Origin of the sequence: Butyrivibrio sp. CB08, from assembly GCF_003625485.1 — a bacterium.
In the GTDB taxonomy this organism is placed as follows: Bacteria; Bacillota; Clostridia; order Lachnospirales; family Lachnospiraceae; genus Butyrivibrio.
On sequence record NZ_RAIR01000002.1, the window covers coordinates 581,108 to 605,815 of the forward strand.

Genomic DNA, 24,708 nt, shown 5'->3' on the forward strand with positions numbered 1-24,708 from the left:
ACGAAAACGATTTCGCTTGAACCAATTTAAATCATATCACAATTTGGACACAAATTTCAAGGTAAATTTTTATAATTAGTTTATAAAAATTTTATATTTTTTAACGTTTCCATGTTTTCGGTTTGATGACAATGAAGATTGGCAACAGCTCAAGCCTTCCTGCCAGCATATCAAACATCAGGACTATCTTGGACAGATAGGAGAACTCTGAATAGTTACCCATAGGTCCAACCATGCCAAGTCCAGGTCCGATATTGTTCATGGTTGCTATGACCGCTGTGACAGTGGTCTGAAAATCAAAATTATCAAGAGATACTACCAAAACCGAAGCAAGGAGTGTTATCACATAGAGGCAAAGGTACGCTGATACAGACTTAACTGTTGTGCCCTCTACCACATGACCATCCATATAAACTCTTTTAACAGCCTTGGGATGAACCAGGAAGTTCAGTTCATTCCTTGCGTTTCTGATAACGATAAGGGCTCTTGAAAACTTAAATCCACCGCCTGTTGATCCTGCGCAGGCTCCGATAAGCGCAAGGCCCATAAGAAGGACTCTGGAAAACTCAGGCCACTTGTCAAAGTCCAGGGTTCCGAATCCTGTTGTTGTCATGATAGAAGTAACAGCAAACAGTGCATGATGGAATGACATTCCAAGGCCTTCTACAGCCCCTGATCTATATACATTGATACCTATAAGGGTTGCTGCTATCAAAAGTGTACCAAAGTAGTATTTGACCTCATCGATGGCAAAAGCCTCTTTTGGCTTTCTCTGAATAAGGAAATAGTAAACAGTAAAGTTCACTCCGCAAAGGGCCATGAACACTATAAATACGCTCTGGGTAAGAGTTGAATATCCGCCGATTCCGCTGTTTGTTACAGCAAATCCTCCGGTACCTACTGTTGAGAAAGTAAGAGTAACTGCCTCGTATAGCGTGATACCAGTGAGCTTTAAGCAGATGATCTCCACAACAGTGATAGCAATATAGATAGCGTAGAGGATCTTGGCAGTGTCTTTTACCTTGGGTACGATCTTACCTACAACCGGTCCAGGGGACTCTGCTCTCATAAGGTGCATGCTGTAGCCGTCTGCCATTGGAACTACGGCGATAAGGAATACCAAAACTCCCATACCCCCGATCCAGTGGGTGAATGTACGCCAGAACTGCACACTCTTTTCCATGCCCTCAACTGCAGTGAGGATGCTGCCTCCGGTGGTGGTAAAACCAGACACCGTCTCAAAGCACGCGTCTATGTAATTGGGGATTGTTCCTGTAACTACGAAGGGAATAGCTCCCACCATACTCATGATTATCCAGGCTACTGCTGTTATAGCAAAGCCTTCCTTGGCGAACATTACTGTGTTCGCAGGCTTCTTAATGGTACCTATAATGCCTGTCCCAAGAAGGAAAAACATGATAATAAGAAAAGAAAGTGCGCTGTCATACTCTCTGTAGATTATGGCTACCATAAGTGGAAGCGCCATAAGAGCGCCCATGACTCCAAGAAGCCTGAACAGCACATATCTTACCATCGAATAGTTCATTCTTTAATTCTCCAAAATGTCATTTATATCCTTAAGTCCGGTCCTGGTTGTTACTACAATGACCGAATCCCTGTCCCTGATAACACTGTCACCAGTTGGGGAGATAATTTCTCCATAGTGATTGATGCAGGCAATAAGAATGCCTTTCTTGAGCTTGAGTTGTGAAAGGGGCTTGCCTACTACTGCGCTTGCGTTCCTGACAATAAACTCCATGGCCTCAACCCTGTCGTCATTGAGCTTATAAAGGGTCTCGATGTTACTGTCCTTGGAAGCTGACATACCGCGGACAAACTGAACGATCCTGTCTGCAGTGATGTTCTTGGGATAAATGATACTGCCTATATTGAGAGATCCGATGATCTCGCCGTAATTTACTCTGTGGACCTTGGTAATGAGCTTGGCTTTCTGGTTGATGCTCTTTACATACATGGAGAGCATGATGTTCTCCTCATCAAGGTTTGTCAGTGCCACAAAGGACTCTGTGCTCATAATACCCTCTTCAAGGAGCATATCCTTGTCAGTTCCATCTCCGTTGATGATAAGGGCCTGTGGAAGGAGCTCAGTAAGTTCCTTGCATCTTGCAGGATCCTTGTCGAAGATAGTAACCTTGATGCCAAGGGCAATGAGCTGCATTGCCAGGTAATATCCTGTCTCGCCGCCGCCAATGATGATGGTTGAATGAACCTTGGCGGAAGGAAGTCCAAGTTTTTTGAAGAAATTAACAGTATTTCTGCTGGATCCAAATATGGTTATCTCGTCACCTGCGCGAAGGATAAAGCTACCATCCGGGATATAAACATCATTGCCTCTTACTACAACAGCGATGATGACCATCTTCTTAAGGTCTGATGGGATATCCTTGAGGGCAAGGTCGCAAAGCCTTGAGTTCTCATCGATCACAAGTCTTACCATCTCAGCTCTGCCACGGGCAAAGGTCTCAACCTTGGTTGCTGATGGGAGTTTTAAGAGTCTGCCCGCCTCAGAAGCTGCTGCCTCCTCAGGATTTATTACCATTGAAAGACCAAGTTCTTCTTTAATGAAGTTGATCTCCTTTTTGTAAACCGGATTTCTTACTCTTGCGATGGTGTGGCAGTTACCGGCCTTTTTAGCTATAAGGCAGCAAAGGAGGTTAAGCTCATCTGAATCAGTAACCGCGATCATAAGGTCTGCCTTGTCGATACCGGCATCCATCATGATGGAATAGCTGGCGCCATTTCCCACGATTCCCATAACATCCAGATTGTTAACTGCTGACTGGACAACACTACTCTTTTCCTCAATGACAGTAATGTTGTGTCCCTCTTTGCTAAGCTGCTCTGCAAGGGTAAGTCCTACATTTCCGCAGCCTACAACGATGATACGCATATAATTCCTCCATGACCGGAGACCATTCTGATCATCAGGTCAAAATCTTTCTTACTTATTTTTCTTCATCAAGTTCGGAAGCTTCTCTCTCGTAGTCAAGGGCCTGTTCCTCGTTGCCAAGCTTCCTATAGCACTTGGCAAGAGCAAGCCTTGGGAAGGTTCCGCTCTTTTTTACATCAAGAATGCTGCTGCATTCATAAGCAGCATTATAGTACCAAACAATAGCCTCGTCTATGTCTCCCTTGCCATAGTAGTAATCACCCAGCTCGTAGCACATCTCACTGGACATTTCAGTGATGGCATCCTTTAAGGAGTACTTTAAAAGGCTGTGTGGATCGTTCTCCAAAACTGCGATGTGAGCCAGAACGCAGCTGGCCTCTTTTATCTCATCAAGATCCCTTAATGTATCTACACTGGAGGCAGTAAAGAACTCTTTTGCCTTGAGGAAATCCTCATCGCTGCCAGCCATAAACAGCTCTCTTGCATACATGCCATGGAGTCTTTTTGATAAGTGTCTGCCATCAGCGATAGCCTTCCTGAAGGATTCAAGGTCGCGGCCTGCGTGGCTCTCTTTTGGCCTGTGAATGATCTCAATATCAGAATTTACAATGACCGGCTCAAGAACCACCTGCTCATGGATCGGGTCCTCCCAGACAAATCCGCGAACTCTCTTAAAGAGCTTTGGACGGAGCTCTCTGTCGAAGTTGTAGACTGTTCTGTACTCCAGCTGGTTGCAGTAGTACATCTGAACCATGTCTATCTTGAACTCCTCAAGGTCCTTTTTAAGGTCCATGAAGCGCTTTCTGTTCTCCTCATCCAGCTCCTCGTCTGCATCGGCTGAATAGATGTAGTCACAGCTTGCGTGGGAAAAAGAGAAATTCCTGGCCTCAGAAAAATCCCCGGTCCATTTAAAATCAAGGACTTTGGCACCATAAGAAGCTGCGATCTCTTTTGTTCTGTCTGTGGAGCCAGTGTCGACGATGATCATCTCATCAACAATGCCCTTTAAACTGTCAAGGCACCTTCCAAGGCTCTCCTCTTCATTTTTAACGATCATGCAAAGACTGATAGTAACCATGATTACCTCCTGCTGCGACGTGGACAAACTTTAAAAGATTGTCTTCACGTTTATTATACTGCCGTCTTGTACATTAAAGCTCCATATTTGATGATCAATAAGGCGATGCTCCGTAAGGAAATACGTATCCCCTACCTGAGAGATATTGTAGGGTGTTCCACCGCCGATAAAGTATTCTGAATAAATATCCTCGTATTCCCCTTCTGAGAGGTCCTCAAGGCTCCTGGTCCTTATAAGTGTGGCATAGTCCTGATTGCCAGTTATGTCCGTTGAAATGGTGATGTAGAACATATCCTCGATCCTGGTCATCTGCACCATTCCTGCAATCTCGTCGGGCACGGGATAGCTCTTTTTCACCTTAAAGCTGTTAAGATCACATACCAGTACTCTTGGGGCTGAGCCGTCACTTGAAAGGCCTGATACAAAATAGATCTCATCATCTATTATAGTAAAAGATCTTACGTAGGTATTTGAAATCTCATTGACCTTCCTGATATCTGTGAGGTACATGCGGGTAGAGTCATCAGTGTGCTTAAACAGGTACATCTCCCCAGACTCCGAACTCCAGACGTAAAATGTCCTGCTATTCTCGTCATAAACCGAAAAGTGTGGGCGGTTTCCAATGTCCTCAAATATCTGTGAATTAACAAACTTGTCACAATACTTCTCGTAAACAAGAACCCTGTTGTTCTCAGTATCATCAACTAAATACACCTTACCATCGCTGGCCAGAGTGTGAGGCTGAATAACCTCATCACACATGACGTACCATGCCTGGATGGGAGTATCAAGGCTCTCAGAATAGATTACCTTGTTGTGATAGCAGTCCACGATGAACCAGTAATCACCGACCTTCGTGATATATGTCGGCACACTTAGGGAAAGATCAAGACTCATGAGGAGTTCTTTTTTCTCTCCCGCCACATCTATATCTTCTCCGTCCTCTGTAACTTCTGAGATCTTAATATATTCTGTTCCGTCAAAGGCAGCTGCAGCGGCAGGCTCCTGGTCCTGAGTATCATTTCGACCTGGCAGGCTGCAGCCAGCAAAGGTCACAGAAAGGAGCGCACACAGCGAAGCTGCGATGATTCTTTTTCTAAGCATCTTATATCACTACAACCTTGTTACGGCCTGTATTCTTGGCCTTGTATAGAGCAGCATCCACGTTCTGGATGGTCTTGGAGTAATCGCCGTTATAATGGGATACACCAATTGAAACAGTAAATGGTACAGGAGTGTCCTTGGCGTTTTCAATCTCCTGTCTGAACTGCTCCATGCGGGCACAAGCGTGGTTGACGTCGCAGTTCTTGAAGATGATGACAAATTCCTCGCCGCCGTAGCGGATTACATAGTCGTCATCATGGGTCTGTCCGGAAAGCTTCTGCCCAATGTAAAGGAGCGTTAAGTCTCCAGTATAATGTCCGTGTTCGTCGTTGATCTTCTTGAAGAAATCAATATCCAGCATCGCAATTGACGCATGCTGTCCCTCTGGTACATCCCTTAAGGCGTTCTTGTAGACTATTCTCTCAAGAAGGTGCCTGTTGTAAACCTGGGTGAGCGGATCTGTGATCATGGCCAGTTCAAGCTTTTGCTGAATCCTGTAGTGGTCCAGGAAGTACAGCATCAGAAGACAGTGGGACAATATTACAGCAAGTCCACAGGGAATCTCCAGTGCCAATATGATATCCAGGTTTGGATAGTGATTGATAGGATATGTGAGAATGATCTCTAAAAGAAATACAACAGTGGAGATGACCACCTCTCTGGGCTTGGCAACGAATCCAACAGTTATCCAGATGAGGTTCATGATGATAAATCCCTCACTGGCGTGGACCTTGTCTTCCAGATGATAGATGGACCAGATGGTAGCAATTACCATGGCGTGTCCAAGAAAATAGTCCATAAATACCAACACTGATCTCTTTTTTGAGAAATGCGTTATGGCAAAAAAGATAATCATAAATACTATGATCGAGCACCTGGAGACCAGGGTTGGAAGAAATGTACCATTTAAAAGATAATCAGAAAAAATATAAGCAACGGATGAAAAGCATCCGGCGATCAGACTAAGTTCAACATACTTCTGATAGTAGTCACACTTAGCCTGATAGAAGTCGGCCTTCTCATCCTTATTCATAGTCTTGTAATCGTGGTATAGAGCCACAAGGTCTTTTATACCTTCTACTAATCTCATGTCAGTCCCCCAAGACTGCTATTACTCTTCAGATGTGTCTCCAACCGGCTTACCACCTGTTGCAAGCCACTTAAGGTATGCATTGATGAATGGATCAAGATCACCATCAAGAACGCCATCTGCGTTAGATGCCTTGAAACCTGTTCTTGTATCGTTAACCATTGTGTATGGCTGAAGTACGTAGGAACGGATCTGACTTCCCCAAGCGTTGTCCTTAACTTCACCTCTGATACCTGAAAGCATTGCAGCCTGCTCTTCCTGCTTCATGATAAAGAGCTTAGCCTTGAGCATCTGCATAGCCTTGTCCTTGTTCTGGAACTGAGAACGCTCATTCTGACAGGCAACAACTACACCTGTAGGAATGTGTGTGATTCTGACAGCAGATGATGTCTTGTTGATGTGCTGACCACCTGCTCCAGATGATCTGTATGTGTCGATCCTGAGGTCATCAGGATTGATCTCGATATCAAGGTCCTCCTCAATGTCTGGCATTACGTCGCAGGACACGAAGGATGTCTGTCTCTTGGCCTGAGCATTGAATGGACTGATGCGGACAAGTCTGTGAACACCGTGCTCTGACTTTAAAAGACCGTAAGCATTGGTTCCTGAAATCTGGAATGCCACTGACTTAATACCAGCTTCGTCGCCGTCAAGAAGGTCCAGAGTCTCAATTGTAAAGCCCTTGCGCTCTGCCCATCTTGTGTACATACGATAAAGCATGCTGGCCCAGTCACAGGCCTCTGTTCCGCCTGCACCAGCGTTGAGACGAAGGATTACGTCGTTCTTGTCGTATGGTCCGTTAAGAAGATTGCTGATACGGATATTCTCAAGTGTGTTCTCGAACTCATCCAGCTCAGATCTGATCTCAGCTGCCATATCGTCATCATCTACACCCTCTGCATTCTGCATATCGATGAGATCAATGATGTCGTTGTACTGATTGCCAAGATTCTCAATGTTGGCAACAAGGTCCTGCATGTTCTTAAGGTCCTTGGTCTTTTTGTTGGCCTTCTCAGCGTTATCCCAAAAACCTGGCTCCTCCATCTCTCTGGAGAGCTCTTCAATTATCTTTTTCTTAGAATCAAGGTCGAGAGATGCTGTAACCTCATCAAGGGTTCCCTTAAGGCCCTGGATCTCAACCTTCATCTGATCTAAAACTACCATTTCTTATACCTTTCCGTGACAATTCTTGTATTTCTTACCGCTTCCGCATGGGCATGGATCATTTGGATAAACCTTGGCTTCTACTCTCTTGATTGGAGCCTTCGCCAGTGAATCATCCTTGTTGGTGCCAGTAACCTTGGCAACCTGCTCACGCTCTACTCTCTCTTCGATGTGTACACGGAAGAGAAGTCTTACTGTATCTTCCTCGATGTTCCTTGTCATGTCGTCGAACATCTCGTAGCCTTCAAGCTTGTACTCAAGCTTAGGGTCTCTCTGGCCATAAGCCTGAAGTCCGATACCCTGACGCAGCTGATCCATATCATCGATGTGATCCATCCACTTTCTGTCGATGACCTTAAGAAGGATGACACGCTCGATCTCACGGATTGTCTCTGGCTCTGGGAACTCAGCCTCTTTTGCCTCATAAAGCTTGACTGCTTCTTCCTTGAGCTGCTGCTTGATACCTGACTTGGTGAGATTCTCGATCCTGCCTCTGTTGATCTTCTTAAGAGGTACTGTAGGAAGGAGGATCTCGTTGAGCTCTGTAAGATCCCAGTTATCAGCATCGTTCTCTTCACCAATTACTGTGTCTACTGAAGACTCAACAATATCTGTGATCATCTTGTAGATAGAATCGCGCATGGATTCTCCGTTAAGAACTCTCTTACGCTCTGCATAGATGATCTCTCTCTGCTCGTTGTTGACCTGGTCATACTCAAGCAGATTCTTACGGATCGCATAGTTATTGGACTCGATCTTCTTCTGAGCTGATTCGATAGCTCTTGACAGAGATGAGTGCTCAATTTCCTGTCCCTCAGGAATACGAAGGGCATTGAACATGGAGATAAGCCTCTCTGAACCAAAGAGTCTCATGAGGTTATCTTCAAGTGATAAGTAGAACTTGGATTCACCAGGATCTCCCTGACGACCTGAACGTCCACGGAGCTGATTATCGATACGTCTACTTTCATGTCTCTCAGTACCGATGATCTTAAGACCGCCTGCTTCTCTTGCCTCGTCGTCAAGCTTGATATCAGTACCACGGCCGGCCATGTTGGTGGCGATGGTTACAGCGCCGTGTCTTCCTGCCTCTGCTACGATCTCAGCTTCCATCTCATGGAACTTGGCATTCAGTACCTGGTGCTGGATATTTCTTTTTCTGAGCATCCTTGAAAGTTCCTCAGATGCCTCGATTGTGATGGTACCAACAAGAACTGGCTGGCCCTTGGCGTGTGCTGCCTCAACAGCATCGCAGATGGCATTCAGCTTCTCTTTTCTTGTCTTGTAAACTGCGTCCTGAAGATCCTTACGGATTACAGGCTTATTGGTAGGAATGGTGATAACGTCCATTCCGTAGATCTCACGAAACTCCTGCTCCTCAGTGAGGGCAGTACCTGTCATACCACACTTCTTGTCGAACTTGTTAAAGAAGTTCTGGAAGGTGATAGTTGCAAGAGTCTTGGACTCTCTCTTAACCTTAACGTGCTCCTTGGCCTCGATAGCCTGATGGAGACCATCTGAATATCTACGTCCAGGCATAACACGGCCTGTGAACTCATCTACGATAAGAACTTCGTCATCCTTGACGATGTAGTCGTGGTCCTTCTGCATGAGGTTGTTAGCACGAAGGGCAAGGATGATGTTGTGCTGAATCTCAAGGTTCTCTGGATCAGCAAGGTTCTCTATGCGGAAGAATCTCTCAACCTTGGCAACACCCTGCTCTGTAAGGTTGACGATCTTGTCCTTCTCATTGACGATGAAGTCACCAGTCTCTTCACGCTCTACACCCATGATGGCATCCATCTTGGAGAGCTCTTCCATGTCCTCACCTCTTGTCATCTGCTTGGCAAGAATGTCGCAGGCTTCATAGAGCTTGGTAGACTTGTCTGACTGTCCGGAAATAATAAGAGGTGTGCGGGCTTCGTCGATAAGGATTGAGTCTACCTCGTCGATGATGCAGAAGTTAAGGCCGCGAAGTACGCACTGCTCTTTGTAGATAGCCATGTTGTCACGAAGGTAGTCAAATCCCAGCTCGTTGTTGGTGACATATGTGATGTCGCAGTTATATGCTGCTCTTCTCTCATCTGAGTTCATGCTGTTAAGTACGCAGCCAACCTTAAGTCCAAGGAACTCATGGATCTGTCCCATCTGGTCCGCGTCACGCTTAGCCAGGTAGTCGTTGACTGTAACAACGTGAACACCATTGCCTGCAAGGGCATTGAGGTATGAAGGAAGTGTAGCCACAAGGGTCTTACCTTCACCAGTTCTCATCTCAGCTATACGGCCCTGATGGAGGATAATTCCACCGATGAGCTGAACCCTGAAATGCTCCATTCCAAGAACTCTTACGCTGGCCTCACGAACAACAGCATAAGCCTCAGGCAATATGTCGTCTAAAGTCTCACCTTCAGAGAGCCTTTTTTTGAATTCCTCAGTCTTGGCTCTGAGTTCCTCATCGGAAAGAGCCTTCATCTGATCTCTCATGCCTTCAATGGCATCAACTGTGCCCCTGATACGGCGAAGCTCCCTCTCTGAATGTGTACCTATGATCTTATCAATAATACCGCTCATATCATTCTCCAAATAAAATAAAAATGACGAACTTTTACTTATTAAATGTAAGCAAAAGTCCGTCAATCATTGTATCAGATTTGGGCTAAGTTATCAACTTTAGTAGACCTGTACCTCTTCCTCGCCATTCATGACTCTGATGGCACCCTGGGCAAGAGCAAGAAGCTCATCCTCTCCAGGATAAACAGTAACAGGTGCGATCCAGTCAACTCTCTCCTTGATAGCATCTGTGATGACCTGTCCATAAGCGATTCCGCCTGTAAGGATGATCTGATCAACCTTACCCTTAAGGACTGTAGCACATGCACCGATGTTCTTGCAGATCTGGTAGATGAAAGCATCTCTTACCAGGTTAGCCTTCTCATTGCCCTCTTCGCACATCTTGTTAACTTCTCTCATGTCGTTTGTTCCAAGGTATGCGTTAAGTCCGCCGTAGCCAACGATCTTCTTTTTCATCTCATCGTATGTGTACTTGCCTGAGAAGCACATATCTACAAGAGCCTTGGCTGGAATGCCGTTAGCTCTTTCTGGTGAGAAAGCACCATCGCCGTTAAGAGCTGCATAAACGTCGATCATTCTGCCGTTCTTGTGAACGCCTGTTGATGTACCGCCGCCCATATGAACTACGATAACGCTGATCTCATCATACTTTTTGCCGATCTCCTTGGCATATCTTCTTGCAACCGCCTTCTGGTTAAGAGGGTGGTCGATTGAAACTCTCTCGATCTCTGGAACACCTGAGATTCTTGCAACTGGCTCCATCTCGTCAACAACTACAGGGTCAACGATGTATGAAGGAACGCCGATCTCGTCGCCGATCTCTCTAGCAAGGATTCCGCCAAGGTTAGATGCGTGCTGACCCTGAAGGCCCTGTCTGAGTCCCTCAATAAGAGCATCTGTGCACTCGTATGTTCCGCCTGGGATTGGGCGAAGAAGTCCGCCTCTTCCTACGATAACGTTAAATGACTTGATGTCGATGTTTTCCTTCTTAAGGAAGTCGAGAATGATGTTCTTACGGAAATCCTTCTGGTCGATGATGGATGCGTAAGACTCGATCTCCTCTGTGCTGTGACGGAGGGTCTCTTCCTTCACAAGTGTCTCGTCTTCAAAGATACCTACCTTGGTAGATGTGGAACCTGGATTGATAATAAGACTTTTGATCATAGTATTCCCCTTTCGATTATCGCCTTACTTCTGTGCAACAACTGCAGCAAGGGCGATAGAATTAACCTTAACCTCAACTGAATCTGATCTTGATGTAAGGATTACAGGAGCCTGGGTTCCTGTTAAGATGTTACCGTTCTTAACCTGAGCAAGACGAACGATAGTCTTGTATGTAAGGTTACCTGCGTGGATATCTGGGAAAAGAAGTATATCCGCGTCACCAACGATCTTCCTGTCGAGAGCGCCTGCCTTGTGCTTGGCTGCCTCTGGATCGATAGCAAGGTCCATTGAAAGAGGTCCGTCAACGATGCAGTTCTTGATCTCTCCTGCCTCGTTCATCCTGGTGAGCTCAGCTGCCTCAACTGTTACAGGCATCTTGGGATTAACAACTTCTACAGCTGCAAGTGGAGCAACCTTAGGGCAGTCAACGCCACATGCTCTTGCAACTTCTACTGTATAATCAATGATGACTTTTTTATCTTCAAGAGTTGGATATGGCATGAAAGCAACGTCTGTAAGGAAAAGAAGACGGTCAATGCCTGGGATCTCAAATACACAAACGTGTGAAAGTGGCTTACCTGTACGAAGTCCAACTTCCTTGTCAAGAACGCTCTTAAGGAAATCCTTGGTCTCAAGTGCGCCCTTCATGTAGATGTCAGCCTTGCCATCGTGTACCAGTGATACTGCAGTTCTTGCAGCCTCGATGGTGTCCTTAACATCGATGATCTCATATCCATCAATGTTCATGCCAACTTCCTTAGCCTTCTCAGCAATAAGGTCCTTGTCACCAACAAGGATTGGCTCTACAATGCCTCTCTCTTTTGCCACCTTAACAGCCTCAAGAACGTGTGTGTCCTGGGCTACAGCTACTGACATCTTCTTGATATCAGCATTTTTAAGCTTGGCTAAAATGTCATCAAATGTCTTGCTCATAATAATAAAACCTCCGTTTTACTGATTATCCGTGGGTGGTATCCTGAATTTTTACCGCCGTATGACAAAATTTTAACACTAAGTTTTATTAAATTCAACGCTTGGATAAGAATCAGAATCCTTCCATCCTGCGCTGCTTACGAAGGTCACGTCTCTTTTCTGCACCTTCCCACTCTGCCTTCTCGCTCTCTGTGCGAACATTGAGGCCATAAGGAACAATAACAGCTGAACCGTCATTGTCTATGCAGACCTCTGTGAAATACGCCCTGTTAAGGACATGTCTCATTCCGTTCTGAACATCCTCAACGTAAGTATCTACCCTTACTTCCATGGAGGTCTTACCTACATGAGTGAGCTTGCCAACGATCACAAGTACATCTCCCAGCTGAGCGCCCTGCTTGAACTGCATGTTATCAACTGCAGCTGTAGCTACAGGATTTCCTGAGTGACGAAGGGCAACTGTTCCAGCCACCTCATCGAGCCAGCTCATGAGCTGTCCGCCAAAGAGCCTTCCCTCACAATTGATGTCACTGTACTTAACCACCTTGGTCCACTCTGTAATGGAATCTTCCACGTTTTTATTGGCAATCTGCTTGTCTACATGAAAAACCTTTCTCATAGGTTCACCTCCAAAAATTGATAATTAGATTTTACCCCATTTAAGCCTCAAATGCCATGATATGATATAATGAACTTTCGAAGAAACTCTGCCAAAAAGGACCGGATTATGAGCAATATTTCATACAAGATCAAAAAAATATCAAAAATGAATCCCAGCGTGGCTTTAAGAAAGTTCCTGTCATTTGACGAGGTGTTCACCATAGCCTACAGAAAGCGGGGAAAATATATTCTCCCCAAAGAAGGTATTGCCGAATTTGAACAGATCAGCACCGACAAACACTACTGGTATGCGGACCCAATCCTTTTCACAAAGGACGGAAAGTCATTCCTGTTCATGGAGCTCTTTGACAAAAAGGCTGGCAGAGGCAAAATGGCATACTGCCTTCTTACAGAGGATGGCCCAACACCAATTAAGGTGGTGATCGACGAGCCTTTCCACATGTCTTTTCCAACGGTATTTGAATTTGATAACGACATCTACATGCTGCCAGAGACCAGCTCTGACAAGTCCTTTATACTCTACAGGGCTGTTTCATTTCCCGACAAATGGGAGAGGGTAAAGAGATTTGAGACCGAGGGTCTTTACCTGGATACAGTTATTACCAGCGTAGGGGAAAAGAGCTTTAACATCCTGACATGTGAAGCCAGCCCCAGCAAGGAATATGAGTGCAGATTCCAGAAATTCACCTTCACAAAAGAAGCTGACGGAGACTTTACTCTGACTGAAGATAAGGAATTCAATTCATGTCAGGAGTTTGATCTTTTTTCAAGAAACGGCGGTCCTATATTTGAATATCAGGGTAAGCGATATGTAGCGGCCCAGCAGAGCTCTTTTGCCGAATATGGACTGTATATGAATTACTACGTATACGATGAGAGCAAAAAGAAGATTGCAGTAAATCCCCAATTCCAGAGGATCACAACAAGTGGTATCTTTGTGAACGGAATCAGAAAGGGCTACGGCATCCACTCCTACTGCTTCAATGACGACTACGAGGTAATCGACTATAAGTATATGACGTTTGCTCCACTGAAACACATTCAGAGGATCATGGGGAGATAATAAAACATGAACATGGATTTTACACCAGAAGAACAAAAGCACTTTGATGAAGCTCTTTTCATCAATCGAAGTGTTTACGGCGATGACATAGACCAGACTGTCTATGAGAACAAACATTATGGCAATCCTTATAAGCTTAAAGAGCCATTTTCAATTTCCTATGAGGATGACGAACCAGCAGGACTTTCCGGATTTCTTGGAATGAGAATCGTCATTGACGGAGAGGTTTATCAGGCTGCTCAGTCTATGGACGTGGCGGTACTTAAGAAGTTCCAGGGACGTGGACATTTCTCAAAAGTAATGAACAAATTTGAATACAGTGACAATGGCTGCAAAGTGATCTTTGGCCTTCCAAATGACATGTCATTCCCACGAGCAGTCAGTATCGGATACACCAGTCCTGTGTGGCTTCATCACTATATGTATTTCAATGCTCCATTTTCATTTGCTCTGGGAGGAAATGCTTTTACAAAGGCACTGGATGGTCTGTTCCAGAAATTCTTGTGGCTCAAGGCGCCAAAAGCAGATGGCGACACTGTTTTGACCATCTATGATGGAATGGACAATGTTCCTGTTACAGATGAGGAGGTTGCCAGATTATATTCAGATTCTCACTGTCACTTCCTTCATGACCAGAAGACCTATCAGTGGAAACAGTCATACAATCCAGACCTTCAGTTCCACTGGGCTGTTCTTAGAAAAAAAGATGGCACACTGCTTGGATATGCACTGTGCCACTTAAGACCTCGTATGAAAGGCAACTTTGTAATCATCGATGACTACGCAGCTGCCGGCAATGAAACTGATAAAAGGGCAGTTTTAAAACAGCTCTTTGCCTCATTTAAGCAGTTTGGAAATATCCTTGAAGTTCCATTTGTAAACAGCAACGTTGATGGCGAGCGACTTAAGGCTCTCCATTTTGCAAACGCCTGCAAGTTCCCATACAAACTTCGCGGCTGTCCGTTAGCTATTTCTCCAAGTTGCAAGAACATTGAAGATATGATCAGATGCAACTTCAGAAACATAGACAGCGATGTAATCTGACCCGGTCAGTTAGTTCTTTTATCAAAGAGATTTATCAGGGCTTTGGAAAAAGAGATTGTCGCTGCGTTCGGGTGTTTCGCTGTGAAATAAAGGAGCTTGTTAGCTTTATCAGAAAAACTCACATCAGTATTCCTAAGCCCTGCTTTAATGTCTTCGCTTAGGAATATTTCTTTTACTCTCTTTGTAGTATTGCCATCCGGGCAGCGAAGTTCATTCTTCATGACTATCATCAGAAGCATTATGAACTCTCTGTCCATCTGAAGATCAGCATTCTCGATATGCTTGTCCTTGAGGATCGCTCTAAAGGTCCTGTTGGTCAGCAGGGTGTTATCAAGGAGCTTGGGGTTGTAGGCGTGGATCATTGAGCCCGCAACCAGTCTGTAATGGTAGGAGTAAGCTCCCTCCAGAATAACAAGCCTCTCACAATCGCATACACTTGGGATCGTAATATTTGCATCCTCTCCCATAACAATTTTGCTGTCACAGTATTTGATGTTATCAACGATGAGCTTTCTTGATGTGAGCTTCATGCATCTGGACATGGTGACAGGTCTGTTTTCCTCACCCTGAATCCTTCGCTTTACATCATCAAGAGATGCTCCTGTATACTCTCCTGCTTTCAGGCCATGACCGGCCTTGCGGCGCTCGCCTGCCTTCTCGATCATGCCGTTTCCTGCGATGATCTCTCTGTCTGCATACTCGTCGCTGACCTGGGCATAGTACTGCTCGATCATGTCGGTATCGATCCAGTCGTCACTGTCCACAAAGAAAACATACTGGGTGTCGCAGGCATTTACTCCCGCGATCCATGCGGACTGAAGGCCGCCATTTTCCTTGTGAATGACCTTTATCCTTGAGTCAGCAGCGGCGTAGTCATCGCACATCTTGGGGCTGATACCGTCTGTCGATCCGTCGTCCACCAGGTAGATATCGATATCAGAAAAAGTCTGCGCGATAACGGAATCCACGCATTCCTTCAGGTATTTAGCTGTATTGTAAACTGGTATTATTACGCTTATCTTAGCCATTGTCTTTCTCGCTTGTTTTGTGTAATCCACTTAGATACTACCGAAGTTTGGGGTTTGCGTCAAACTCTTCTATCCCCCAGGTTTTTATCCTTGGACCGTCATATCCATGCTCTATGGTGAAAAGAGCTTTCGCCCCCGGATAGTCCTGGTCCGCCCTGAAGTTTCCAAGGGAGTAATACACAAGTGTCTGTCCGCCATCAGGGCGTGTAAGCATCTGCGCCTCCTGCACAACGTGAGGGTGAGAACCTATCACAACGTCTGCCCCCGCCTCTGCCATCATTTCTGCCATGACCTTCTGATGGTCTGAAACTTCTGTCTCATATTCATCTCCCCAGTGAGCAAACACCACCACAAAGTCCGCCTGCTGCCTGGCCTGCCTGATGTCGTCAGAAGCACCTTCTGTCAGGTAGTGTACAGCGTATGGATATTTATCAGAAACGTCTATATCGTTGGTTCCATAGGTATAGGACAATAGCGCGATCTTCATCCCGTTTCTGCTGATGATCTCAAAGGGCCTGTACTCACTGTCCTTGCTATTTTGTATCCCAACGCATGTCATTCCATTTTCTTTGTAAAAAGAGCTGGTGACGTCAATCCCATATATTCCCTTATCAAGGGCGTGATTGTTGGCACAGGATATTACGTCAAATCCCGCTTTTTTAAGAGCCTGCCCAACCTCAATAGGAGACCCAAACTTCGGGTAATCAGAAACGGCTTCCATCTTATCGACCAGCACTGTCTCAGCGTTTACCGCCGCAATATCCGCCCCTTCTATATCTGCAGCGAAGGGCTTGTAGAGAAAATCAAAGTTCCCGCCCTGTTGATAATATCCATACTCATATATCTTCTTGTGAATGATATTGTCTCCAAAAGCCACGAAGTCAACTTCATTGTCCACACTCTTTAGCCCAAAGGATTCCCAGCGCCACAGCACACAATTATCGTCCACATCCTCAGTAAGGATCGTGGCACTATCCTGCTCCATGAGCTTCATGCGGCGCACCTCTGCGCCAATGTCGGAAGCGAACCACTTTTGTTTCACAGTAGTGGGCGCCTGTGGTGTCCCGCCATCTTCGTTGCCTTCAGCCACACTCTCAATGTCATAGATAAAGATGTGCTGCGAGTACCCCTTCTCATCCCCGCTAACCCAGAATGGCCTGTGCTCTCCAAATCTTCCCCTCTTCCACAGAAGTAGCACCATCTCCACATCGCCATCCCTGTCCAGATCCGCCAGGAACCCATCCTGGACTTTGTATTCCTTGGGTGATGTCCAAATAGCATCGCCTGCACCTGCGTCTGCGCCCGCCTGCGTACCGCCGTACAAAGCTGCCCTCTTCTTTCCAACCGTCAGCCTGTATTCTCCGCAGCTTACTTCCTTCTCCTCATATCTCACCCATGTCGGCGGCGCAATAAGCCTTCCAAGCGACCTCAGTTCTCCTTCTCCGAACCCTTTCCAATAAGCCATCTCCACCACCACGAACCCGCAACAAAAGGCTGCCACGCACAATATGCGCCGCAGCCTCTTAGCTATATTCGTTTTGCCAGTCCCTGACTTACTCATCCAATCCTTCCTAATCAGTCCCGCTTATCTTCCAGCCCCTTCCGGAGCCAATATCTAGCCAACTCTCCGTGCAGGACCTTGAAAGAAATATGTTTGCCTCTCGCAGGGCCTTTGAGCCGGCCGGTACTTAGCGAGGTTTTACCGAGCTTAGTACCGCTGCCAGGCGAAAGGAGCGAAAGCGTCCCAAGAAGGCAAACATATCTTTCATGGCCCGCACGGAGAGATGGCGTACTATTTGTGCGTATCGGTGAGGCGGTAACTGGTGGTCCAGGAGGCGCGAGGTGGGCAATTGTTGTTCTCTACCCAGTTCCAGTCGTCGTCCATGTAACCGCCGTCCAGCGCCTGCTGGAATTCCTGGTCAGTCATCCTCTGATCCATAGGCACCGTAAACTGATAGAAGCTGTATACACTTCCTGAACCTATGTGGAGCTCCCCGTCTATTGGGAATACTACGAACACTGAATCTGCCTTGCCTGATCCAACCTCTAAAACTGTTCCGTTTGGATCTGTGGCGATATCTGCAACAACCGGGCATGGAGCCTGGTAGCTGTGGGACAGATCAAAATCTCCTTCAGGAGTGGTGTTTACCTCAACCCAGAAGTGCTCCAGGTTTCCGCCGTAGCATCTGATAAACTCGTAGTCCTCGTCAGAGAGTGCCTCATCCTTAAGCTCTTTTTCAGAGATGGTAAGAAGCTTCATTGCGATATCTGAAAGGAGGGCCAGATTACTCTTTTCCGCCTCAGTGAGCATTCCTGCTGCCTCGAGACCCTGTGCGGTCTTGTTGGAAAGATCAATGAATCTGCTGTAGATCACAGGCTCCGGATCAACGTATCCGCGGTCGTCCGGCATCTCGTCATCGCCGCCGCCCATCTCTGCCACAATCTGCTTGGCGTAGAGGATGGTGTCGTGCTTGAGCTCGGCAAAAGAGCCAGCGAAGGTCTCAAGCTTTTTCTTGTTCCACTCATCGTTTTGCATGTACCATGGGTAGCCAGCTCCGCGCTTTTCAAACAGTGGTCTCAAGGTGTAGAGCCAGTTTGCGTAAAGGCTGGCGTTCCAGATCTTCATGTCTGAATTATTGAAAGTATCCTGCATGATAGCAAGATTGTCATTATATTTCTTGAACTCAGTAGCTCCCTGCTCTTCAAGGATCTTGTAGGCCTCCTCAGAGCCAAGAGCTGCAGCGGTATCCAGCGCATCAGGAAGATATCTTCGCTCACCTTCTGGATTTTCCTCAACTGCCCTGTACACCAGATTCTGCATGATTGCTGCATCAACAGTAAAACGCTGTCCCATGAATCTGAAGGATGGAATCACGTTGTTTTCAGTCTCAAGCACAGGGATTCCGTTGATCTTTGGCGCTTCAGCTTTTTCAAGGGCTGCGCACACATCTGTGAAAGCCTTGCTATCGCTGGCAATTGCATCAGCGTCAGGAATCTTGCCATAGGCATCATTAAGGACCTCTCCCATCTCGCCGTAGGTAAAGTCATCGCTGACACCGGCAAAAAAGCTGGTGATGTCGTAAATGCTGTTGTAATCCGCATCGTCCTGAGAAAGTGCAGAACTCATAAGAACTGCGCTCTTAACCATCTCCTCAGAGTCCAGCGCAAAGGACATGCGGCCGTACCACATCATGGCTCTGAAGTACGCCTCAAGCACCTCATCTCCCTCGTAGTATCCGCGGGGCTTGTACTGGGTGTAGTCCTCCTTGAGGCCTGTTATCAGGCTCTCTTCTATGTCTGCAGCCGCCATGATCCTGTCGTATTCAGTGTCTGTTATCTGGGCAAAAGAGCTGTCGGTGACATCGCACTTTGCTGCTGGGTCCTGAAGCTTTGCTCCCACATAGAAAAATGCCACGTTCCTAAGGGCTGCTTCTTCAAAGTCTGTGCCCTTAAGGCTCTGATACTGGGCATTACTTCTTGCAAGCATCTCTGTGCTTACAGTTTTTAAGCGGTCAGAGAGAGACTCTTTTTCAATGCTGCGAAGCAGAAATGCAAAGTACAGATGATATGTGTGCATCAGTGAGTCCACTGTTACGAAGTTCGGGAACATGTTGTAACGGTTTGCCTCGTAAACATCGAAGAACTCTGAATTATTGTCGTTCCTTACTGCAAAGCCCTTCTCAATAAGGGCATTTCGCATCTTGGAAGTGTCGTTGTATTCATTGTCGTACTCGGATTCAAACATCCACGCAAAGTACTTGTGGTAGGTAACATTGGAAAAATCCGCAGCCACCTTGTAATCAGGAATAGATGGAACCAGGTCTGGGTCGTAGTAGATTACCTCTTCCCCATCTGTGATAAGGCTGCTGACCGGCTTATCAGGCTGTCCGCTTGTAACCTCTGTCTGGGCCTCATCAGAACTTTCCTCACCACTTTCACTCTGGATCGTATCCTGGGGCTGTTCCACATTTCCAGCTGCTCCGCATCCCGCTACCACAAGGGATACCGCCAGCAGCATCGATAACACTCTCTTTTTCATAATCCTTTTCTCCTCATAAAATTGGATTCTGTCTCCATTCATTATAACACAGTAAAAAGACGCCCCATTTTAGGGCGCCTTCTAAATCACTGACTGATCTCCACAACCTCTGTGGCGATGCTCTCCTGAAACCTGACATCGTGCTCAACCACAAGCATTGTGGGCTTGTAGTCCAGTATCAGCTTCTCGATCTGCATCTGTGAAAAGACATCTATGTAGTTTAAAGGTTCATCCCAGATATAGAGGTGTGCTGGCGTAATAAGGCTCGCAGCGATCACCACCTTCTTTTTCTGGCCTTCAGAAAACTCCTCCATGTTCTTTACAAACTGCTGCCTTCCAAAGTCAAGTTGGCGAAGGATAGCCAGGAAAAGACTCTCATCAAGGTTTCTCTCTTTGCAGAAGTCCTTAAGGGTTCCATGAAGAAATGACGTGTCCTGACTTGCGTAGGATATCACAAGGCCTGAAGCTACTTCCAGAGTGCCGCTTATGGCCATGTTATCAACTATAGCTTTTGCGCCTTCTGCCCCGCTAAGCCCCAGCACAGCCTTGATGATGCTGGACTTTCCGCTGCCATTATCTCCAGACAGCACCACTCGCTGTCCTCTCTTAACCTGAAAGGTCTTTGGTTCAAAGAGCGACCTGTCTGAGTCCGCATAACGTATCGACAGCTCTTTTGCATTAACCAAAACTTCCTTGTGGAAATCCATGGGACAGAGCTTTAGGTCCTTCACCTTCTCAATGTCCTGAAGAAGCCCCTCCTTCTCCTCGATCTCACGGTCTACTCTCTTTTCGTAGTTCTTGACCCTTGACTGCATCTTCTTGGTCTTGGCACCAATAAAGGATCTGGTGGAAATGCTTCTGTCGTTTTCCTTGATGGGGTCAAAACCGATCTTGGTATTCTCGTTCTTGTCAGCCCAGCGACTGCTCCTGTCCGCAGCAGCCCTGAGCTTACCAATCTCCTTTAAGTGTTTCTCATTCTCAGCAACAGCGAAGGCATCAGCCTTTTCCTTGTTCTCCCACCAGGATGAGAAGTTGCCCGCCTGAACCTCGATGGTTCCGCGGTTTAAAACCAGCACGTGGTCGCATACTCCGTCAAGAAGGTCTCTGTCATGGGATACCAGAATGAATCCCTTCTTGCTGTTTAGGTAATTCTTTACGATGTCTCTGGCTCTTTTGTCCAGGTGGTTTGTGGGCTCGTCTATCAAAAGAAATTCATTCTCCCCGGCAAATAAAACCGCCAGCATTACCCTTGTCCTCTCCCCGTGGCTAAGGGTTCCAAAGGGCCTGTAGAGCACCTCTGAGTCCATCTGGATCTGGTTCATCTGAACCATTACCTGCCAGCTCTCAACCTGTGGCTTCCAGGTCTCAATGAGTTCGTCGGCGGTCTTAGAAAGGTCCTCCTTGGAAACTTCATAGGGGAAATAGTCAAATCTGGTACTGCTTGTGATGCTGCCATTGTACTCAAGATCTCCCATAAGGAGCCTTAGCAGGGTTGTCTTACCCTTGCCGTTTCTGCCTATCATCCCAAGCTTCCAGTTTGTATCAATATTAAAGTTTACGTTCTCAAGGACAGTATCTGCGCTGCCCTCGTATGAAAATGTAAGGTCACTTACTCTTATCTGTGCCATCTATATCACCTCCAGTTTGCCGATATCTCTTTTCCCAGATATCTACCCCGAGGCCAAAGTCATTACAGCACTTTGTACATTATGACTTCTTCATAGTAGGTTCCGTCCTTGCGAAGGGCTCCAAATGGAATCGCGCCAACCCTGGTAAATCCAAGGTGCTCATACAGACCGATGCCTCTTTCGTTCTTGTCGAAGGTCTCAAGCTGCATTACGGTGTATCCCATCTTTTTGGAAAAATCCATTGCGTCCAGCATTAGCTTTTTTCCCACTCCGCAGGACCAGTAGTCCTTGGAAACCAGGATTCCGATGTCGCACCTGTGGGCGAATTTCTTGTGGCGGTACTTGGGAGAAACGTGAGCTGCACCGATGAGCTTATCTCCGTCATAGGCACCAAGAAAGACATCCTTCTCGCTCTCTGCGGCATTCTTAATGGACTCTGCCTCTCTGTCACAGGTTCCTGGAAATTCCTCCGGGTATCTGGTTAAAAAATCTGTCTCCAGGGCTGTCTGATATCTAAGATCAAACATGGCCTGAGCTTCACTAACATCAACTGATTTAAACCCATAGGTTTTGCCATCCTTCAGGGTGTCCGAGTATTCATCTATTATCATCGAGTTTCTCCTCTCGTATTTTCTATGAATTCACAATTCACATTATTCCATAAAAAACAGACCCATAAAATTATACACTTAAATGGGTCTGTTTTTCACTTACTTTAACTTGTTTGAAGAGATCTTATCCTGGCAGTCGCTCTTGGGAGCTCATGCTTCGCAGATCACAACACCAGTGGATTTGTGGATGTACATGGTGCCATCTTCATTCATTTTTGACTGGACTCTCTTAAAGAAGGCTTCTTTGTCGCGGCTGATCCTCTCCTTGGCCTCCTCAGAATAGGACGCCACATAGTTAAAGATAAGCTGCTCATCTGGGACATAGAGGTCGTTTTCGTGCTCTTCAACAGAAAGTACGTTGAAATAGCTCTTTAGCTCCTCCCTTGCTGTCTCAAGCCAGATATCAAAGGCTCCTGATGGGAACTTGATTCCCGGGTAGTACTCTGTTACAAAGTCGTGCATCTCCTTCATATGCTGCTGCCCAATCAATGTACATGTGAATCTTCCGCCCTCTGCGAGAAGGCTCTTGATCTTTGGATACAGCTGCAGCCTGTGTTCGCGGGCCACATGGTACAGCATGTGATTAGCCATTATAAGGTCAAAACCCGATGTTGGATAAGAAAAGTCTGCAGCGTCACGCTTTTCTATCACGAAGCGGAGGTTCTTTTCCGGGTATTCCTGGGTGATGTCTGCTGCCACTTCCCTGGCGCATTTTAGCATCCCGTCCGAGTAGTCCACAAGGTGAACTTCAAGGTCCTCAGGCAAAAGAGCTGCCACCCTCTTCCACAGAGTCGCATTTCCGCAGCCGATATCCAGGATCTTCATTCCTGGTCTAACCTGCTCTTTTTCAAAAAGCCAGTGAAACCACTCTGTCTCAGCGGTGCTGTAGTCGTGGATGGAAATTCTCTTTTTCAGATTGTCATCGCTCTTATACTGGGCAATGACTTCTTCCCTGTCCCTTGTAAGCTCGATGACGTGTCTTAGGTTCGGCCAGAACTGCTCTTCGTCAGAGTTCTTGGTCTTCCTGATTGCTTCTATAAGTCTTGTGATGTGCTCTCTCTTGTCCAGAAGCAGCTCTTCCTGCTGCTCCAGAGACTTCTGCATGTCTATGACAGCTTCGTCTTTTTTCATCATGTCAGCTATCTGCTCCAGTGAGAAGTCCATGTATTTCAGCATCAAGATCTTCTGAAGGCGAAGAACGCTGTTCTCGTCATACAGTCTGTAGCCTGATTCGGAATAGTCACACGGATTCAGTAGCTCTTTTTCATCATAGAATCTTACAGTTCTGGCAGAAACCCCCAGTTTCTTAGCCAGCTCCCCAGCAGTGTATCTCATACCTTTTACCTACCTTATTGTTTTTTCTTGATTCTATGCCTTTACGCAACGTTAAGGTCAATAGGGTTTTTGATTTTTGTTTTTGCGATTTTTCAAATTTCAACAGACAATCACCTTCCAGAATCTATTCTGCGGATGGCCATAGAAAAAACAAGCTTCCCTGGATTTCACAGAAGGGAAGCTTCCCAATATCAGTATTCTTGAATTGCGGTCATAGACCGGTGAAATAGGATGTATTATCATTTACCACACCAGTTTTAGTTGCCCGTCGATCCAGCTCTTTTGCTCTGCCTGATGTATCTCATCTTCTGGTCTTACATTTCCGATGAGAAGAGGCGAATCAGGATCGTGGTTGGCGTAATTAGCCATTACAGTTTTCTTGTCATGATTAGCATAGCAGTACCTGCACATATGAAGGCAGGTGTTGTACATTCCGATGTCTCCTCCAAGGTAGCATGCGCAGGAGGATCTTGCACCCTTGCCCTTTGGAAAGACCATGGTGTTGTGAATAGCTTTTTCATAGATAGCCTGTGTCATGCAACCACTGCAGTCAGCTCCGAACTGTTCAAGCTCAGTACCTTCACTACAGGGCCTAAGCACCATTCCGTGCTCTTTGGCGATCTTTGACATGTGCTCTCCAAGGTAGAGTCTGTCCTCTTTTTCGACAACCCTCGCTTCTGGAAAGTTCTTTTTCACCTTCTGATAGAGATCAATAAAGCTGATTACAGAAGTCTCCGTGTAGCCATCAAGGGCCTTAGCGATCCTTTCAAACATCTCAAGATGATAGTCCGCAGTGTATTTGTCATCCAGGAAAATAGGATCGTATCTCCATCCCATGGAATCAACACCCGCAAACTCTGAAAGCCTCTTAAAAGTCTCGACCACTTCCATACAGTCAGGAACCTTGGGTTCTATGTCTCTTCCGTAACCCGTGATCGTAACATACCAGTACATTCCATATGGCTTGAGGAGGTCCAGATACTCAAGCATTGGCCTGGGATTCTTGGAGCAGAAGCAAATCAAATCCACCACTTCAGGGTTTAAGTCATATTTAGTTATGTAAGTCATGTTGAACGGATTTCGAACATAGACATAACCTTCCTTTAATCTGTTTGCAAACCATTCAGAGTAAAACGCAGGAATGTCTGTCCTTGATCCTGATTGAATTATCATGATCGATTATTTCTTTTTCCTGTTTTGATATGAACTACCCTCACCGACTCCACGTCGGAAAGAGTTTCTGTTACGCCGCATGGCGGCATGAACCTGTAGGATGCTCTATGCATCCTGCAGAACAGGGCATGTCCACTATGCCCCTATCCCA

The 24,708-nt window shown here is 46.2% G+C and carries 19 protein-coding genes and 1 pseudogene; 2 read left to right on the plus strand and 18 right to left on the minus strand.

The genetic code is table 11. The features are described from left to right. Positions 1-100: 100 nt before the first annotated feature. The 10 genes from D6855_RS06135 to D6855_RS06180 all read right to left on the minus strand — a co-directional run bounded on the left by D6855_RS06135 (position 101) and on the right by D6855_RS06180 (position 12,634). Entirely contained in the window at positions 101-1,546 is a 1,446-nt protein-coding gene (locus D6855_RS06135) for a TrkH family potassium uptake protein (protein WP_120739094.1), read from the minus strand. A gap of 3 nt (positions 1,547-1,549) precedes the next feature. Beyond that, on the minus strand, positions 1,550-2,911 hold the full coding sequence (gene trkA / locus D6855_RS06140) for a Trk system potassium transporter TrkA (RefSeq protein ID WP_120739096.1): 1,362 nt from the start codon (positions 2,909-2,911) through the stop codon (positions 1,550-1,552). A 55-nt stretch (positions 2,912-2,966) separates the two neighbouring features. Then, positions 2,967-3,989 (minus strand): glycosyltransferase, encoded by a 1,023-nt coding sequence (locus D6855_RS06145; protein WP_120739098.1) that lies wholly within the window; start codon positions 3,987-3,989, stop codon positions 2,967-2,969. A gap of 30 nt (positions 3,990-4,019) precedes the next feature. Next, positions 4,020-5,093, minus strand: a complete 1,074-nt coding sequence (locus D6855_RS06150; RefSeq protein ID WP_120739100.1) for a hypothetical protein — start codon at positions 5,091-5,093, stop codon at positions 4,020-4,022. 1 nt (position 5,094) lies between these two features. Then, the gene (locus tag D6855_RS06155; protein WP_120739102.1) at positions 5,095-6,183 is read right to left on the minus strand and encodes a GGDEF domain-containing protein; all 1,089 of its coding nucleotides are present in this window, start codon (positions 6,181-6,183) and stop codon (positions 5,095-5,097) included. Between the two features lie 21 nt (positions 6,184-6,204). Next, positions 6,205-7,347 (minus strand): peptide chain release factor 2, encoded by a 1,143-nt coding sequence (prfB, locus tag D6855_RS06160; protein WP_120739105.1) that lies wholly within the window; start codon positions 7,345-7,347, stop codon positions 6,205-6,207. A gap of 3 nt (positions 7,348-7,350) precedes the next feature. Next, on the minus strand, positions 7,351-9,918 hold the full coding sequence (gene secA / locus D6855_RS06165) for a preprotein translocase subunit SecA (protein ID WP_120739107.1): 2,568 nt from the start codon (positions 9,916-9,918) through the stop codon (positions 7,351-7,353). Between the two features lie 99 nt (positions 9,919-10,017). Beyond that, the gene (gene buk / locus D6855_RS06170) at positions 10,018-11,082 is read right to left on the minus strand and encodes a butyrate kinase (RefSeq protein WP_120739109.1); all 1,065 of its coding nucleotides are present in this window, start codon (positions 11,080-11,082) and stop codon (positions 10,018-10,020) included. Positions 11,083-11,106: 24 nt separating this feature from the next. After that, positions 11,107-12,015 (minus strand): phosphate butyryltransferase, encoded by a 909-nt coding sequence (ptb, locus tag D6855_RS06175; protein ID WP_120739111.1) that lies wholly within the window; start codon positions 12,013-12,015, stop codon positions 11,107-11,109. A gap of 112 nt (positions 12,016-12,127) precedes the next feature. Continuing rightward, complete coding sequence (locus D6855_RS06180) at positions 12,128-12,634, minus strand: acyl-CoA thioesterase (protein ID WP_120739113.1); 507 nt, start codon at positions 12,632-12,634, stop codon at positions 12,128-12,130. Positions 12,635-12,742: 108 nt separating this feature from the next. Between D6855_RS06180 and D6855_RS06185 the strand changes: the two genes are divergently transcribed. Beyond that, the gene (locus tag D6855_RS06185) at positions 12,743-13,699 is read left to right on the plus strand and encodes a glucosamine inositolphosphorylceramide transferase family protein (protein WP_120739115.1); all 957 of its coding nucleotides are present in this window, start codon (positions 12,743-12,745) and stop codon (positions 13,697-13,699) included. A gap of 6 nt (positions 13,700-13,705) precedes the next feature. Then, complete coding sequence (locus D6855_RS06190; protein WP_120739117.1) at positions 13,706-14,743, plus strand: GNAT family N-acetyltransferase; 1,038 nt, start codon at positions 13,706-13,708, stop codon at positions 14,741-14,743. 5 nt (positions 14,744-14,748) lie between these two features. Here the strand turns inward: D6855_RS06190 and D6855_RS06195 are convergent, their stop codons facing one another. From D6855_RS06195 to D6855_RS06230, 8 genes and pseudogenes are all read right to left on the minus strand, one after another. Continuing rightward, positions 14,749-15,771 carry a glycosyltransferase family 2 protein gene (locus tag D6855_RS06195; RefSeq protein ID WP_120739119.1) on the minus strand — a complete coding sequence of 341 codons (1,023 nt, stop codon included), beginning with the start codon at positions 15,769-15,771 and terminating at the stop codon, positions 14,749-14,751. Between the two features lie 37 nt (positions 15,772-15,808). Beyond that, on the minus strand, positions 15,809-17,332 hold the full coding sequence (locus D6855_RS06200; protein ID WP_120739121.1) for a CapA family protein: 1,524 nt from the start codon (positions 17,330-17,332) through the stop codon (positions 15,809-15,811). A gap of 231 nt (positions 17,333-17,563) precedes the next feature. Continuing rightward, a complete protein-coding gene (locus D6855_RS06205) occupies positions 17,564-19,810 on the minus strand; it encodes a DUF3160 domain-containing protein (RefSeq protein WP_158589482.1) in 2,247 nt (748 codons plus the stop codon). Positions 19,811-19,896: 86 nt separating this feature from the next. Beyond that, positions 19,897-21,438, minus strand: a complete 1,542-nt coding sequence (gene abc-f, locus D6855_RS06210) for a ribosomal protection-like ABC-F family protein (RefSeq protein WP_120739125.1) — start codon at positions 21,436-21,438, stop codon at positions 19,897-19,899. Between the two features lie 62 nt (positions 21,439-21,500). Next, the gene (locus tag D6855_RS06215; protein WP_120739127.1) at positions 21,501-22,049 is read right to left on the minus strand and encodes a GNAT family N-acetyltransferase; all 549 of its coding nucleotides are present in this window, start codon (positions 22,047-22,049) and stop codon (positions 21,501-21,503) included. A 150-nt stretch (positions 22,050-22,199) separates the two neighbouring features. Then, complete coding sequence (locus tag D6855_RS06220) at positions 22,200-23,384, minus strand: MerR family transcriptional regulator (RefSeq protein WP_120739129.1); 1,185 nt, start codon at positions 23,382-23,384, stop codon at positions 22,200-22,202. A gap of 108 nt (positions 23,385-23,492) precedes the next feature. Continuing rightward, a pseudogene (locus D6855_RS17165) lies at positions 23,493-23,627 on the minus strand (DNA-deoxyinosine glycosylase); the annotation flags it as partial. Then, a complete protein-coding gene (locus tag D6855_RS06230; protein WP_120739131.1) occupies positions 23,628-24,557 on the minus strand; it encodes a DUF1848 domain-containing protein in 930 nt (309 codons plus the stop codon). It lies immediately after the preceding pseudogene. Between the last annotated feature and the right edge of the window lie 151 nt (positions 24,558-24,708).

Bases quoted from the DNA above. Each gene is read 5' to 3' on its own strand.
- D6855_RS06135 (WP_120739094.1), bottom strand. From the start codon at position 1,546: ATGAACTATTCGATGGTAAGATATGTGCTGTTCAGGCTTCTTGGAGTC.
- trkA (WP_120739096.1), bottom strand. From the start codon at position 2,911: ATGCGTATCATCGTTGTAGGCTGCGGAAATGTAGGACTTACCCTTGCA.
- D6855_RS06145 (WP_120739098.1), bottom strand. From the start codon at position 3,989: ATGGTTACTATCAGTCTTTGCATGATCGTTAAAAATGAAGAGGAGAGC.
- D6855_RS06150 (WP_120739100.1), bottom strand. From the start codon at position 5,093: ATGCTTAGAAAAAGAATCATCGCAGCTTCGCTGTGTGCGCTCCTTTCT.
- D6855_RS06155 (WP_120739102.1), bottom strand. From the start codon at position 6,183: ATGAGATTAGTAGAAGGTATAAAAGACCTTGTGGCTCTATACCACGAT.
- prfB (WP_120739105.1), bottom strand. From the start codon at position 7,347: ATGGTAGTTTTAGATCAGATGAAGGTTGAGATCCAGGGCCTTAAGGGA.
- secA (WP_120739107.1), bottom strand. From the start codon at position 9,918: ATGAGCGGTATTATTGATAAGATCATAGGTACACATTCAGAGAGGGAG.
- buk (WP_120739109.1), bottom strand. From the start codon at position 11,082: ATGATCAAAAGTCTTATTATCAATCCAGGTTCCACATCTACCAAGGTA.
- ptb (WP_120739111.1), bottom strand. From the start codon at position 12,015: ATGAGCAAGACATTTGATGACATTTTAGCCAAGCTTAAAAATGCTGAT.
- D6855_RS06180 (WP_120739113.1), bottom strand. From the start codon at position 12,634: ATGAGAAAGGTTTTTCATGTAGACAAGCAGATTGCCAATAAAAACGTG.
- D6855_RS06185 (WP_120739115.1), top strand. From the start codon at position 12,743: ATGAGCAATATTTCATACAAGATCAAAAAAATATCAAAAATGAATCCC.
- D6855_RS06190 (WP_120739117.1), top strand. From the start codon at position 13,706: ATGAACATGGATTTTACACCAGAAGAACAAAAGCACTTTGATGAAGCT.
- D6855_RS06195 (WP_120739119.1), bottom strand. From the start codon at position 15,771: ATGGCTAAGATAAGCGTAATAATACCAGTTTACAATACAGCTAAATAC.
- D6855_RS06200 (WP_120739121.1), bottom strand. From the start codon at position 17,332: ATGAGTAAGTCAGGGACTGGCAAAACGAATATAGCTAAGAGGCTGCGG.
- D6855_RS06205 (WP_158589482.1), bottom strand. From the start codon at position 19,810: ATGAAAAAGAGAGTGTTATCGATGCTGCTGGCGGTATCCCTTGTGGTA.
- abc-f (WP_120739125.1), bottom strand. From the start codon at position 21,438: ATGGCACAGATAAGAGTAAGTGACCTTACATTTTCATACGAGGGCAGC.
- D6855_RS06215 (WP_120739127.1), bottom strand. From the start codon at position 22,049: ATGATAATAGATGAATACTCGGACACCCTGAAGGATGGCAAAACCTAT.
- D6855_RS06220 (WP_120739129.1), bottom strand. From the start codon at position 23,384: ATGAGATACACTGCTGGGGAGCTGGCTAAGAAACTGGGGGTTTCTGCC.
- D6855_RS06230 (WP_120739131.1), bottom strand. From the start codon at position 24,557: ATGATAATTCAATCAGGATCAAGGACAGACATTCCTGCGTTTTACTCT.